Genomic DNA, 14,266 nt, shown 5'->3' on the forward strand with positions numbered 1-14,266 from the left:
GTATAGGAAAAAACGCTTTTTTAGTGACCGATATACCGCGTACGTTAATTATTTGTGTAAGTTTGCACCCGATTTCTAACCAGCAAAAAATAGATATGCAAAAGAATTTGGTAATAGTGGAGTCACCCGCCAAGGCAAAAACCATCGAGAAGTTCCTCGGAAAGGACTATAAGGTTATGTCTAGCTATGGTCATATCCGCGACTTGAAAACGAAAGATTTCAGTATAGACCTCGAACACAATTATGCCCCGGAATACGTGATTCCCTCTGACAAGAAGAAACTCGTGACCGAATTGAAGAACGAAGCGAAGAAAGCCGAGCAGGTTTGGTTGGCTTCCGATGAGGACCGGGAGGGAGAGGCCATCTCTTGGCATTTATATGAGGTATTAGGATTGAAACCTGAGAATACGAAACGTATCGTTTTTCATGAAATTACCAAGAACGCTATATTACATGCGATCGAGACGCCGAGAGATATCAATATCGATTTGGTGAACGCGCAGCAAGCCCGTCGTATCTTAGACCGTATCGTGGGTTTCGAGCTATCCCCCATTCTTTGGCGTAAGGTGAAGCCGGCTTTATCCGCGGGGCGCGTGCAATCGGTTGCCGTACGTCTGATCGTAGAGCGGGAGCGAGAGATCAACGAGTTTGTCTCGGAGGCCGCCTACCGTGTGATCGCTAGCTTTATCTTGCCGGATGGTACGACAATCCTCAAGGCGGAGCTGAACCGTCGTTTGAAAGATAAGGAAGAGGTGGAGGCATTCCTTGAATCTTGCAAGGACGCTTCTTTCACGATCGATGATATCTCGAAAAAGCCGGTGCGTAAGACACCAGCCCCTCCTTTTACGACATCTACCTTGCAGCAGGAGGCCGCCCGTAAGTTGGGGTATTCGGTCTCGCAGACCATGATGATCGCCCAACGCCTGTATGAGTCCGGATTGATCACGTATATGCGTACTGACTCCGTGAACTTAAGTGATTTGGCTTTGGGGACGGCAAAAGAAGCTATCTTGGATACCTACGGTGAGAAATATTATAAATTCCGTCAATATCATACCAAGAGCAAGGGAGCGCAAGAAGCGCACGAGGCGATTCGTCCGACCTATATCAGCCATGATGAGATAAGCGGGACCGCTCAGGAAAAGAGATTATACGAATTGATCCGCAAACGTACGATCGCTTGCCAGATGGCGGACGCCGAGTTGGAGCGTACGACGATCTCCGTAGGCATCGGCGGCAAGAAAGAGAAGTTCGTGGCTACCGGTGAGGTCATTACTTTCGACGGTTTCCTTCAGGTGTACCGCGAGAGTTTTGATGACGAGAATGAGAAGGAACAGGAAAACGGCCTTCTTCCTCCGGTTACCTTGAACGAGGTATTGAGTATGAAGGACATCGTCGCTACCGAACGTTTCACGCAACGTCCTCCCCGCTATACGGAAGCAAGTTTGGTTCGCCGTTTGGAGGAATTGGGAATCGGTCGTCCTTCTACCTATGCGCCTACGATCCAGACGATCCAGAATCGGGAGTATGTCGTGAAAGGGGATAAGGAAGGAACGGAGCGTACTTATAATATCATAACCTTGGCTCAGCATACGATCAAGGAAGTCCAAAAGACGGAGATCGTAGGAGCGGACCGGAATAAGTTGATGCCAACCGATATCGGTACGGTCGTGAATGATTTCTTGATGGAGTATTTCCCGGGTGTTATGGATTATAACTTCACGGCGAGCGTGGAGAAGGAATTCGATGCCGTAGCGGAAGGCGAGATGGTATGGACGGACGCGATCGATAAATTCTATAAACTATTCCATCCGATCGTGGAAGAGGCAGCCTCTGTCCGTACGGAGCATAAAGTGGGTGAGCGTGAATTGGGTATCGATCCGAAGAGCGGCAAACCTGTTTTCGTGAAGATCGGTCGTTATGGCCCAGTCGTACAGATCGGGCAGGCGCACCCAGAGGATAAAGAGGCTCCTAAACCTCAATTCGCTACCTTGATGAAGGGGCAGTCTATCGAGACGATTACTTTGGAAGAAGCCTTGAAATTGTTTGATCTACCCCGTACGATCGGTGAATATGAAGGTAAGGTCATGGTTGCCGCTGTCGGACGTTTTGGCCCATTTATCCGTCATGACGGAAAGTTCGTATCCATACCGAAGGGCTTGAATCCTTTGTCGATAACAGCCGAGGAAGCTATCGAGTTGATCGAGGCAAAAAAACAAAAAGATGAGCAACGATTTATCAAGAAGTTCGATGAGGATCCGGAAATGGAAATCTTGAATGGTCGCTTCGGCCCTTATATCTCTTATAAGAAAAAGAATTACAGAATTCCTAAGACGATAGAGAAACCAGAGAACTTGACCTTGGAGGAATGCCAGAAGATAATCGCCGAGGCGGGAGAAAAACCTGCTGCGACGAAGAAACGTACGACACGGAAAAAGGCTTGATTATAGCTCTAAAAATTCATAGTTATGATTTACTAAACTCATAACTATGAATTTTTCAAAACATAACTATGATTTTTTTAGACATCGATGCCCGTAAATTCTTTTAACGCATATCCGATCAAGAAGCTTAATGCGGCCACGCTAAAACTAAGTACTGCCATCTCGGTAAAACGCTTCCGGAAACTCTCGCTTCTCGCTATGGAATAATAATAGTTGAAAAGGGCGATGATGCTTAACGCTATGATGAGCATAAGCCCTAAAGCCATTAATACGTTCGATATAAAGATAAATGGAGCGACCAAGGCGACTACCGTAAAGATATAAGCTATTCCCGTATAGATCGATGCCTTAACAGGATGTTTCCCGTTTTCATTTCCATTCTCGGACTTGGTAGATAGATATTCGGAGGAAGCCATGGATAATGCGGCGGCTATTCCAGTGATGCTTCCGGTCAACGCTATTAATCTAGAGTCGCTCAAGGCAAGGGTAAAGCCAGCTAAAGCACCTGTAAATTCTACTAAAGCGTCATTTAGCCCCAGTACGACAGAACCCATATATTCCAACCGTTCCTCATTGATCAAGGCGATCAACCTCTGCTCATGCTCATCCTCGTCACGTGCGATTTGTTGCAAATCCGGATACTCATCATAAGAGGCGTAATCATTCTTGGCGCTTTCCTCGCTATCTTCCATTAGCTTAATGGCGAAAGTAATCCCCAAGATACGTGCCAACCAGTAGTATTTGGTGACGCGTAATTTATTCGGGGAGATCTCTTGCCCCGTATACTTTTTCAGGATCGTATAATGTCCTTTCTCGTCATTCGCTATCTGTAGTAATACTTCCTTGTTGCTTGGATCTTTCTCGATAGCGGCGAGTTGCGTATAGAGAAGGCTCTCCGTGATTTCATTTTGTTGAAATCGAAGGAGAGCCTTTCTTGTTTTCTCGTTTATGTTCATCTTCTATCGTTACATTCTTTCCGGAACCTCGATGCCTAATAAATCCATACCGGATTTCACGATCTTAGCTACATTGGCGGATAAGACTAAACGGAAGTTCTTCAATTCCGGATTCTCTTCGCGAAGGATGGAGAAATCGTGATAGAATTGATTGTATTCCTTTACCAGATCATAAATATAGTTGGCGACACAGGCCGGGCTGTATAGCTTACCTGCCTCTTTCACGATCTCCGCATAATCGGCGATCATTTGGATCAGGTTCTCTTCTTTCTCGGAAATGGCGAAAGTAAGCGGTAACTGCTCCGGTAATACGATGCCCTGTTCCGCCGCTTTGCGCAATACGGAACGGATACGGGCGTAGGTATATTGGATGAATGGTCCCGTATTCCCATTGAAGTCGATAGACTCTTTCGGGTTGAACGTCATATTCTTGCGAGGGTCTACCTTTAATATGAAATATTTCAAGGAGCCAAGACCTACGATACGGGCGATATTCTCAGCCTCTTCCGGAGTCATCTCGTCCAATTTCCCTAATTCTTGGGAAATCTCGCGTGCGGTACTGATCATCTCGGCCATCAAATCATCGGCGTCTACGACCGTTCCCTCACGGCTCTTCATCTTACCTTCCGGTAGCTCTACCATTCCGTAGGAGAAGTGGACCAATCCTTTGCCGAACTCGAAGCCTAACTTATCCAATAAGATCGATAATACTTGGAAGTGATAATTCTGCTCGTTCCCTACCACATAGATCATCTTATTGATCGGGTAATCATCGAAGCGCAGCTTGGCGGTACCGATATCCTGCGTCATATAGACGGAAGTTCCATCCGCACGAAGCAATAATTTCTCATCCAGCCCGTCTTTCGTCAAATCAGCCCATACGGAGCCGTCTTCACGGCGATAGAAAATCCCTTTCTCTAGGCCTTCCATCACCTTGCCTTTTCCTTCCAGATACGTTTGAGACTCGTAATAAATCTTATCGAAATCTACGCCCATCATCTTATAAGTCTCGTTGAACCCGGCGTATACCCAATTATTCATCATTTCCCAAAGCGCACGCACCTCTTTGTCTCCGGCTTCCCATTTACGAAGCATCTCACGGGCTTCCGCCATCAAGGTGGATTGAGCCTCGGCTTCTTCCTTGGTAAGGCCTTTCGCTTCTAACGCATGGGTCTCCTCTTTTAATTTGTTGCTGAATAATACGTAAAAGTCACCGATCAGATGGTCGCCCTTTTTTCCGGTAGACTCTGGGGTAGCTCCATTTCCCCATTTCTGCCAAGCCAACATGGATTTACAGATATGGATACCACGATCGTTTACGATATTCGTCTTTACGATCTGGTTACCGTTCGCTTTCATGATCTTCGATAAGCTGTATCCTAATAAGTTATTGCGGACATGGCCCAAGTGAAGCGGTTTATTTGTATTGGGAGAAGAATATTCGATCATAACCAAAGGCGACTGCTCGGTAACCGGAATGATACCGTAAGCGGGCTGCTCATTGATCGAGTTTAGTAAATCGATCCAGCAAGAGCAAGCGACCGTCAGGTTAAGGAATCCTTTGATTACATTGAATTCAGCTACCGCTGGCTCGTTTCTCAACAAGTACTCACCGATTTCCTGAGCGGTCTGCTCCGGAGATTTCTTCGACATGCGAAGGAATGGGAATACGACTAGGGTCAAGTGCCCCTTGAATTCTTTTTTCGTTTTTTGTAACTGCACTTGGCTAGCGGTGACATCCGCTCCGTACAGCTCTTTGATGCCGGCTATGATAGCTCCGGTAATCTGTTGTTCGATAACCATATTCGTCTAACTATAATTCGGATTTTATTTGCACGCGAAGGTACACAAAAAAAGGATACAATTTGCATCGTATCCTTCTTCTATAGAGAATAATGGTGTTTCTTATTTGATTAGCTCGTTCAATTCAGCACCAGCCTTGAACTTCACGGCCTTGCGAGCTGCGATTTCAATGGTTTCTTTAGTTTTCGGGTTAACACCTTTACGAGCGGCCTTCTCTGACACAGAGAATGAACCGAAGCCAAGTAGAGCGACTTTACCGCCTTCTTTTAATTCGTTAGAAACTGTGTCAACAAAAGCTTCTACTGCCTTTTTAGCATCCACTTTGCTGAGACCTGATTTTTCAGCGACTGCACTAATAAATTCTGATTTGTTCATGATGGTTTGACTGTTAATATATTAAACAAAACTATGATAACCGATAGACGGCTCCAAATGTAGTTTTATTTTGAAATATCACAAAAGAAAAACCTACTTTTTTTACCGATTTACATATGTTTTAGTATTATTATGGGCAAAAACGGCTAAAATATATTTACCTTTGCCGCTAAATTAACGTAGTATATGATGAATCAGACAAATTCGGGGTTCTTGAATAGTATCCCGCCGGTAACGAAAAATCTTATCATTATAAACTTGCTATTTTGGGTAGCCAGCCTTGCACTGCCGAAAGTCGGCATCGATTTGGTGGATTTATTAGGGCTTCACTTCCCGGGTGCTACCGACTTCAAGGCTTATCAGATCGTTTCTTATATGTTCATGCACGATACCCATTCGTTTGCGCATGTGTTTTTTAATATGTTCGCCGTTTATATGTTCGGCCGGGTATTGGAGAACGTATGGGGCCCCAAACGTTTCTTGATTTTTTACTTCGTGACGGGTATAGGCGCCGGTTTGGTACAAGAGGTGGTATGGTTCTTTAATTTGCGGGATGTGATCTTCGCTAGCCAAGACATGATAAACTTGAATGGAGCCCAGATTATCAGCAAAAGCGAGTTCTTGAATTATTTCGTGACCATTGGCGCTTCGGGTGCCGTATTCGGAATCTTGTTGGCATTCGCGATGATCTTCCCGAATGTTCCTTTGTACTTGATGTTCATACCGATCCCGATTAAAGCCAAATATTTCGTAATATTTTATGGTCTTGCCGAACTATTTATGGGTGTGGCTAGTTTTGGTGGCGATACGGTAGCGCATTTCGCTCATTTGGGGGGTATGTTATTCGGTTATTTCCTAATTCGTTATTGGAAAAAGAAAGATGCAGACAATGGACGGTATTTTTACTAATTTGAAGCGTATGTTTCAGTCGGGTAATATCCTGTCGAAACTGATATATATAAATGTAGGCTTGTTTATCTTGATACGTTTGGCCAGCGTATTGTTTATGCTCTTTAATGTGCAAGGGGTACCTTTTTTGCAGTATTTGCAGTTACCGGCTTCTCCGGAACTTTTGCTCTTCCGTCCGTGGACGTTGTTTACTTATATGTTCACTCATTTTGACTTCTTGCATATCTTGTTCAATATGCTTTGGTTGTATTGGTTCGGGGGATTGTTCTTGAATTTCTTCAATGAGCGGCAGTTGGGAGGCTTGTATATATTGGGAGGTCTTGCGGGTGCGATATTGTTTGTCCTTGCTTATAATATTTTCCCTTATTTCCAGAACGTGGCTTCTTTTAGCTATTTGATGGGGGCTTCGGCATCTGTTATGGCGATCGTTTTCGCCGTGTCGTTTTACCGGAAGGATTTGGAGATTAATTTATTCTTGATCGGAAGGATCAAATTAATTTATTTGGCTATCTTTACGCTGGTGATCGATTTGTTGGCGATGACTTCTGATAATGCGGGAGGACATATCGCCCATATCGGCGGGGCTTTGTTTGGTATGTGGTTCGCTTCCCGTATTCGTAATGGAAAGGACTTGACCGCTCCAATGAATCGGTTGATCGACTGGTTCGTGAATTTGGGCAAACGGAAACCGAAGATGCGTGTGACTTATAAACGTAACGAAACGGATTATGAGTATAACGCACGCAAACATCAGGAGTCGGTGGATCTAGATACTATACTGGATAAATTGAAACGTTCCGGTTATGAGAGCCTTTCCGCTGAAGAGAAAAAGCGACTTTTCGACGCCAGTAAGAAATAACAGATACTTATGAAAACTCTACGGATTTTTCTTCAATTCTTATTTGTCGTAGCGAATGTGGTGGCTGTCGTGTTGTTGATAGTCTCGGCTTACTCGGATCGGGTGTCTCCTGAGACGAGTATGACGTTATCTTATCTGGGATTAGCCTTTCCAGTCTTATGTGTAGTCAATCTTTGCTTTATTATCTATTGGCTGTTCTTATGGGAATGGAAGTTCTTATTGATCGGCATATTCTCCTTCTTGTTATGTTGGGGTCCCGTGAAACGCTATTTTCCGTTTCACTCGCATAAGGATGTCCCTCGGGAAGAGGTACTGAAGGTGCTGACTTATAATGTGATGGCTTTTGGGTACAAGAATCATACGAAGATAGCTCCGAACAAGATTATCCAATATATCGCTAACTCGGACGCGGATATTGTTTGTTTGCAGGAATATGCCACGGCTAAATCAGAGAAGAGCCTTACTGCCTCTAAGATCTATGATGCGTTGAGCATGTATCCTTATCGTTCTGTATTTTATCAAAGCTCCACGAAATTCCAGAGTTTCGGCATCGCTGTGTTCTCCAAATATCCGCTGTCGAATTCCCGGATGGTGAAATACGATTCGGATTATAACGGCTCTTCCGTACATGAAGTGAACATCAAGGGAAAGAAGTTGACCTTGATTAATAACCATTTGGAATCGTTTAAACTGACGATGGAGGATCGGACCCGTTATTCATCCCTTATAAAGAGCTTTAGCTCGGATGGGTTGGACGATTTGAAAGGAGCGTTCGAGCAAAAGCTAGGACCTGCTTTCCGGATTCGGGCTAAGCAAGCGGAAGCGGTATCAAAAGAGATTAAGAACGCGAAAGGAGATTATGTCTTAGTATGCGGTGACTTTAATGATACGCCTATTTCTTATGCGCACCGTACGATCCAAGGGGATTTGACGGATGCCTTTGCCGAGTCTGGCCGGGGAATGGGCATTACCTATAATCAAAATTTCTTCTGGTTCCGTATCGATAATATCCTGCATTCCCCGAACATGACCTCTATGAATTGTTCCGTGGATAAGGTCGCTTATTCAGACCACTACCCGTTATGGTGTTATCTGAAACTTGAATAAAAGGGTTTCATCACTCGGATTCTGCGTTCTGCGCAGCGTCAAATACGTCGGCGAACAAGTTCTCGACAAAGAAGAAGGTAGCGTTACAGAATAGCTTAGGATCTTTGATCAGCGCTATCGTATTGCTATCCCCATTATTGGCGATTACATCTTCCGCTTTATAGGTCTTGTACTTTTTATCGTTTAGCGGATCATATTGATATACGATATCGCTCGCCTCGATCGTGTACCGGTTGTCGAAGCAGGTGATACGCATTTTATATTTAATGATAGTCTTGTCTGTATCATTCAACAATAATTCAACCTTAGAGCTTACGAAGATGGTCCCTTTGTTCTTGTTCGAGTTTACGTTGGATAAGAAGACATCTTTTCCATAAGATTTCTTAGCCCATGCGTTAATAGCGTTGAATATTTCTAGTTTAGAGGTATTCTCGATCTCTACATCATCGCTATAGCATACCTTCCCGTTTTTCATGGGGGCGCATTCGTCTACCTCGCCTTTATGCCCCTGCGCCATGACTAGCACAGGGAACATCATATATATTAATAATAGAATCTTTTTCATAAATGCAACTCTCTTTTTCGTTATTTGATCCATACATTCGTAATCTCGCCGATTAACATCGTTTGCTGTCCTTCGGAGGTCTCGCCTTGTTTACGGCACTCGATAATAATCCATGGCGCATCGGCAGATGTGCCGGGCTTGGAGAAGGATAATCGATATACATCGTTATTGCCAATCGCTTTATAAGCAGGACTATCTTTGGATATGGAGATTGTACTGATCGTTTTACCGAACATATTGCCTATGCCTTTCCATTCAACGTTTGCGTCGGTCGTATTTCCTTTTACGGCTTTGATTTGTAAAGCGTTGTCCGGTAACATTTGGAGGATCGTGCTAGGTATTTTGTCAGCTTGGAACGCTACGAAACCTTCCATCGGTGCCACAGCTCGTGTTTCCCGTTGCGGAGCGGATACTGGTTCTACCGGTGCGGCTGTCAGCAACTGTGCGCCTAATACGTTGGCTGCGCTATCGAACGTCTTATCCGCGAAGTCAATCGTGGCCTTACGGAACTTACCGCTGATACGGTTCAATTTCGTCTTGCTCTTATTCAAGGCATACTCGTCCGTGATCCATTCCTCGGCTAGGTATTTCTCCGGCTCGTTCTGGTAAGACACGTTATATTCATATCGGATGCCCGCAAGTTGCAGGGTACAAGCATGTTCCTTACATTCAATGATAATACGGTATTTCATCATCGCCCGATCGAGGGATAAGGCTGTGCTGGAGAATACTATATATTCTTCCCCGATAATGGCGATCTCGCCTTTTGCCTCATTTTGATAAGCTACTCTACTTTCCTTTGTGTTAAAATTTTCTTGTCCCCATTTTAATAGTTGTTGGTAGATTTGTGCCTTGCTTAAAGAGGGGGCATTAATCTCTCGGGTAAAAACGACTTTACCGTCTGCAACCGGAACGGCCCCTGCCAGATAGTGTTGATCCTCTTGTGCGAATAGCAGGGCGGGGATAAATAACAGAGCGAATAATAACTGTTTCATGGTATATTTTCCTTATTATTTTAGCCCCAAAGATATACATTTGCGTTTGAAATAAACTATGAGCGTGACAAATAATTATACTAATTGCTCTTTATCAAAGAAAAAAAGTCTATATTTGCACCCTGTGAAAAAACGAATATAAATAATGTAATAACATAAACCTAAGATTCAGATGCAAAACAAAGGATTTGTAAAGGTCTTCGCGGTGTTACTTACGCTTGTCTGTTTGTTCTATTTGTCGTTCTCGTTCGTGACGCAACATTACAACAGTAAAGCCGCTGAGTATGCGGGTGGAGATCCTGCGAAAGAGAGTGCTTATTTAGACTCACTATCTACTCAGAAGGTATGGTTAGGCTATACGCTTAAGCAATGCCGTGAAATGGAAATTAGTTTAGGTCTTGACTTAAAGGGCGGTATGAACGTTGTCCTTGAGTTGAACGTGGCGGATGTAATCCGTTCGTTGTCTAACAACAACCAAGACGAGAATTTCAACAAGGCGTTGGATTTAGCTTACGCGCATCAAGCGACTAGCCAAAAAGATTTCATCGACCTTTTCGCTGAGGAGTATAAGAAGTTGGATAGCGGCGCACGTCTTTCCGCTATTTTCAGTACATTCGAGTTAAAAGATAAAATCACGCCCCAGAGCTCTGACGCTCAGGTTGTTTCTGTTTTGAAACAAGAGTTGCAGAGTGCGATTGATAACTCATTCAACGTATTGCGTACTCGTATAGACCGTTTCGGTGTGGTTTCTCCGAACATCCAACGTTTGGAGACAGCGGGTCGTATCTTGGTTGAGTTGCCGGGTGTGAAAGAACCGGAACGTGTTCGTAAGTTGCTTCAAGGTAGCGCTAACTTGGAATTCTGGGAAACTTATAAGTTGCCGGAAATCTATCAACAATTGGTTGCCGCTGATAATGTATTGGCTACTATCCTAAGTAAGGAGACTTCCGCTGATTCTGTAGTTGCCGCTACCGGTAATGTAGAGAAAATCGCTGATGCCGCTGACTCGAATGTAAGCGAGGCCGATTCTTTGTTGGCTGAGCTTGGTCAAGATAAAAAAGATACGGAGGCTAATCAAAGTATGGAAGAGTTCGCTAAGCAACATCCATTATTTGCTTTATTGCAGATTAGCCAGTACAACGGTCAGTTGTCTCCGGGTTCGACGGTAGGTATCGCTCAAGCAAAAGATATGGAGAAGATCAGCGAATACCTGAACATGAAACAAGTGAAAGAGGTATTGCCTCGTAACTTGGCTTTAAAATGGGGTGTAAAGGCGATCGATGATAAAGAGCAGTTCTTTGAGTTATATGCCTTGAAGGTAACGAACCGTGACGGAAGTCCCGCTTTAGGTGGTGACGTAGTAACAGATGCTAACGCTGACTTTATGCAACAAGCCGGTCGTTCAGAGCAAATGGTTAACATGGTTATGAATGCCGAAGGCTCTAAGGCTTGGGCTCGTTTGACGAAAGAGAATATCGGTCGCCAGATCGCTATCGTTTTGGATGAGATGGTTTATTCCGCTCCGAACGTAAACGATGAGATCACGGGAGGTCGTTCACAAATCACCGGTCACTTTACACCGGAAGAGGCGAAGGACTTAGCGAACGTATTGAAATCGGGTAAGATGGCTGCTTCCGTACATATCGTTCAAGAAGACGTCGTTGGTCCGTCTTTGGGACAAGAGGCTATCAATGCCGGTGTGATTTCTTTCGTTTTGGCATTGGTGCTGTTGATGGTTTATATGTGCGCATTCTACGGATTGATTCCGGGATTGATCGCCGACGGTGCTTTGGTATTGAACATCTTCTTCACGATGGGTATCCTTGCTTCTTTCCAAGCCGTTCTTACCTTGCCGGGTATTGCCGGTATGGTGTTGACGCTGGGTATGGCAGTCGATGCTAACGTATTGATCTATGAGCGTACGAAAGAGGAACTTCGTGCTGGTAAGTCTTTAGGAAAGGCTATCGCTGACGGTTACAGCAATGCGTTCTCCGCTATCTTCGACTCAAACTTGACATCTATCATTACCGGTATCGTATTGTTCTATTTCGGTACGGGCCCTATCCGTGGTTTCGCTACGACGATGATCATCGGTTTGTTCGCTTCATTCCTTACAGCCGTGTTCTTGACTCGTATTGTTTATGAGGCATTGTTAGCGAAAGATAAATTGAAGAACGTGACATTCACGACTTCTCTGACGAAAGACTTGCTGACAAATCCGAAGATCAATTTCTTGGGTGCTCGCAAAGTCGGTTATTTGATTCCGGCCGCTATTATCGTATTGGGTGCTATTTCCATGATGACGATCGGTTTGAATAACGGTATCGATTTCACGGGTGGACGTAACTACGTGATTCGTTTTAATCAAGAGGTGAAGACTGACGATGTTCGTAATATGCTGGATGCTCAGTTAGACGGTTCTGTTAGTGTTATCCAGATCGGTACAGCAGATCAAGTACGTGTGTCTACCAACTATAAGATCGATGATAACGATCCTACGGTAGATCAAGAGATCGAGAATAAATTGTTTGAGGGCGTGAAATCCTTACTTCCGGAAGGAACTACATTAGATGAGTTCACGACTACTTTCATTCAGAGTTCGCAGAAGGTGGGTCCTAGCATGGCAGACGATATCAAGAATAGCGCTATCTTAGCGGTAATCTTCGCCATGATCTGTATGGCCGCTTATATCCTGCTTCGTTTCCGTGATGTGTCATTCTCTGTGGGTGCGTTCGCCTCTGTTGCTACGACTACATTGTGTATCATTTCTTTCTATACCTTGTTATGGAAGGTTCTTCCGTTCTCAATGGAGGTAGACCAGACGTTTATCGCAGCTATCTTGACGATTATCGGTTACTCTATCAATGATACCGTGGTTGTATTCGACCGTATCCGCGAGACGATCGCTTTGTATCCGAAGCGTGATCGTTATCAAGTGATCAATGATGCGTTGAACTCTACCTTGTGTCGTACATTTAATACATCATTGACTACGTTGGTGGTTGTATTGTGTATCTTCATCTTGGGCGGTAGCACGATCCGAAGCTTTACGTTCGCTATCTTATTAGGTATCATTATCGGTACATACTCTACTTTGTTCGTCGCTACTCCGATCGCTTACGAGTTGCAGAAGAAGAAGATCAATAAGAAAGCTGCTGCTGAGAAAGCCGGAAAATAATATATTTCTTTAAGGATTTTATGAAGATCCTCTATCTTTCCTGTGTAAACGGAGAGATAGAGGATTTTTTTATGTATTAATTCTTAAGGAGATAAAGTATGAATGAGAATGATTTTGTGGTGGGTGTACTTACGTATATCACCTGCCTGCGTGAGAAAAAGCGTTATTCCACGGCGAAGAGTTATCAAGATGCGTTGAGATCGTTTAAATGTTTTTGTGGCCGGGAAGAGATTCCTTATGCGTATATTAATCGGGATACACTTTTGCGTTATCAATCTTGGCTGTTGGCCAAGGGATGTGCTCGTAACACGGTATCTACTTATATGCGCCGGATTCGTCACATCTATAATTTAGCGGTAGAGGTGGGTGAGGCTGCCTATATCCCTCATTTGTTTAAGAATGTGTTTACGGGGGTTGAGAGTAAACGTAAAAAGGCGTTGCCTTCGGAAAGCCTGCGCTTGCTGATGACAAGCCCAGTGACAGATCCGCAACAGAAGAGGACTCAATCAGCCTTTTGCCTGATGTTTTTGTTTTGCGGGATGGCTTTCGTAGATTTGGCGCATTTGCGAAAGGAGGATATCAAGGAAGGGATCTTGTCTTATTATCGGCAGAAAAGCGGATCCCTTATACAGGTGGAGATCCCAGCGGAGGCACAAGGGCTGCTGAATGAGTTGGCAGCCGATACAACCGAGGATTCGCCCTATCTGTTTCCATTTTTAGAGGGAATGAAGACCGGTGAGGATGCCTACAAGGAATATAATACCGTATTAGGAGGTTTTAACCGCAGATTGAAAACACTGTCGGAATCCATCGGTATTCGTACTCGGGTTACCTCATACACGATTCGTCACTCTTTCGCCACGACCTTGAAGGAGCAAAACGTACCGATTGAGATGATCAGTGAACTGTTAGGGCATAAATCTATCAAGACTACGCAAATATACTTGAAGAGTTTCTCTTTAGAAAAGCTCTCGACCGTAAACAAACTTTGTTTCGAGAGTGTGTATAATTATGCGCCGAAAGTAGGGTGAAGAAAAGTACGCTACTTGGCGAGTAGCGTTCATTTCATGCCGCA

General features: G+C 44.2%; 11 protein-coding genes. 6 read left to right on the top strand and 5 right to left on the bottom strand.

Annotation, left to right across the window (positions count from 1 at the left end):
* Nucleotides 1–95 precede the first annotated feature (95 nt).
* Nucleotides 96–2,444 carry a type I DNA topoisomerase gene (topA, locus tag QVP94_RS03765; RefSeq protein WP_008777893.1) on the top strand — a complete coding sequence of 783 codons (2,349 nt, stop codon included), beginning with the start codon at nt 96–98 and terminating at the stop codon, nt 2,442–2,444.
* A gap of 77 nt (nt 2,445–2,521) precedes the next feature.
* Here topA and QVP94_RS03770 read toward each other — a convergent pair whose 3' ends face one another.
* The 3 genes from QVP94_RS03770 to QVP94_RS03780 form a co-directional block, all read right to left on the bottom strand.
* Nucleotides 2,522–3,400, bottom strand: coding sequence for a VIT1/CCC1 transporter family protein (locus tag QVP94_RS03770; protein ID WP_022192003.1), 879 nt, complete (start codon nt 3,398–3,400; stop codon nt 2,522–2,524).
* Between the two features lie 9 nt (nt 3,401–3,409).
* Nucleotides 3,410–5,203, bottom strand: coding sequence for an arginine--tRNA ligase (gene argS, locus QVP94_RS03775; RefSeq protein WP_022192004.1), 1,794 nt, complete (start codon nt 5,201–5,203; stop codon nt 3,410–3,412).
* Nucleotides 5,204–5,305: 102 nt separating this feature from the next.
* Nucleotides 5,306–5,578, bottom strand: a complete 273-nt coding sequence (locus tag QVP94_RS03780) for an HU family DNA-binding protein (RefSeq protein WP_005859256.1) — start codon at nt 5,576–5,578, stop codon at nt 5,306–5,308.
* Nucleotides 5,579–5,764: 186 nt separating this feature from the next.
* Between QVP94_RS03780 and QVP94_RS03785 the strand changes: the two genes are divergently transcribed.
* From QVP94_RS03785 to QVP94_RS03795, 3 genes are read left to right on the top strand one after another with little or no spacing between them, the layout of a single operon-like run.
* Entirely contained in the window at nt 5,765–6,487 is a 723-nt protein-coding gene (locus QVP94_RS03785) for a rhomboid family intramembrane serine protease (RefSeq protein WP_005859254.1), read from the top strand.
* Nucleotides 6,468–7,346 carry a rhomboid family intramembrane serine protease gene (locus QVP94_RS03790; protein WP_012056087.1) on the top strand — a complete coding sequence of 293 codons (879 nt, stop codon included), beginning with the start codon at nt 6,468–6,470 and terminating at the stop codon, nt 7,344–7,346. Before QVP94_RS03785 ends, QVP94_RS03790 begins: the two co-directional genes overlap by 20 nt.
* A 9-nt stretch (nt 7,347–7,355) precedes the next feature.
* Entirely contained in the window at nt 7,356–8,453 is a 1,098-nt protein-coding gene (locus tag QVP94_RS03795) for an endonuclease/exonuclease/phosphatase family protein (protein ID WP_009276208.1), read from the top strand.
* Nucleotides 8,454–8,463: 10 nt separating this feature from the next.
* On the opposite strand, the gene QVP94_RS03800 is transcribed toward QVP94_RS03795, so the two are convergent.
* Nucleotides 8,464–9,018, bottom strand: coding sequence for a DUF4468 domain-containing protein (locus QVP94_RS03800; RefSeq protein WP_005859247.1), 555 nt, complete (start codon nt 9,016–9,018; stop codon nt 8,464–8,466).
* A gap of 20 nt (nt 9,019–9,038) precedes the next feature.
* Entirely contained in the window at nt 9,039–10,013 is a 975-nt protein-coding gene (locus QVP94_RS03805) for a DUF4468 domain-containing protein (RefSeq protein WP_022192005.1), read from the bottom strand.
* Nucleotides 10,014–10,185: 172 nt separating this feature from the next.
* Here QVP94_RS03805 and secDF point away from each other — a divergent pair, with 172 nt between their 5' ends.
* Both secDF and QVP94_RS03815 read left to right on the top strand, forming a co-directional pair.
* Nucleotides 10,186–13,191: a protein translocase subunit SecDF gene (gene secDF / locus QVP94_RS03810; RefSeq protein ID WP_022192006.1), complete on the top strand. Its 3,006-nt coding sequence runs from the start codon at nt 10,186–10,188 to the stop codon at nt 13,189–13,191.
* A gap of 98 nt (nt 13,192–13,289) precedes the next feature.
* The gene (locus tag QVP94_RS03815; protein WP_022192007.1) at nt 13,290–14,222 is read left to right on the top strand and encodes a tyrosine-type recombinase/integrase; all 933 of its coding nucleotides are present in this window, start codon (nt 13,290–13,292) and stop codon (nt 14,220–14,222) included.
* Nucleotides 14,223–14,266 lie beyond the last annotated feature (44 nt).

Source organism: Parabacteroides sp. CAG:2 (assembly GCF_000436315.1).
GTDB lineage: Bacteria > Bacteroidota > Bacteroidia > Bacteroidales > Tannerellaceae > Parabacteroides > Parabacteroides distasonis.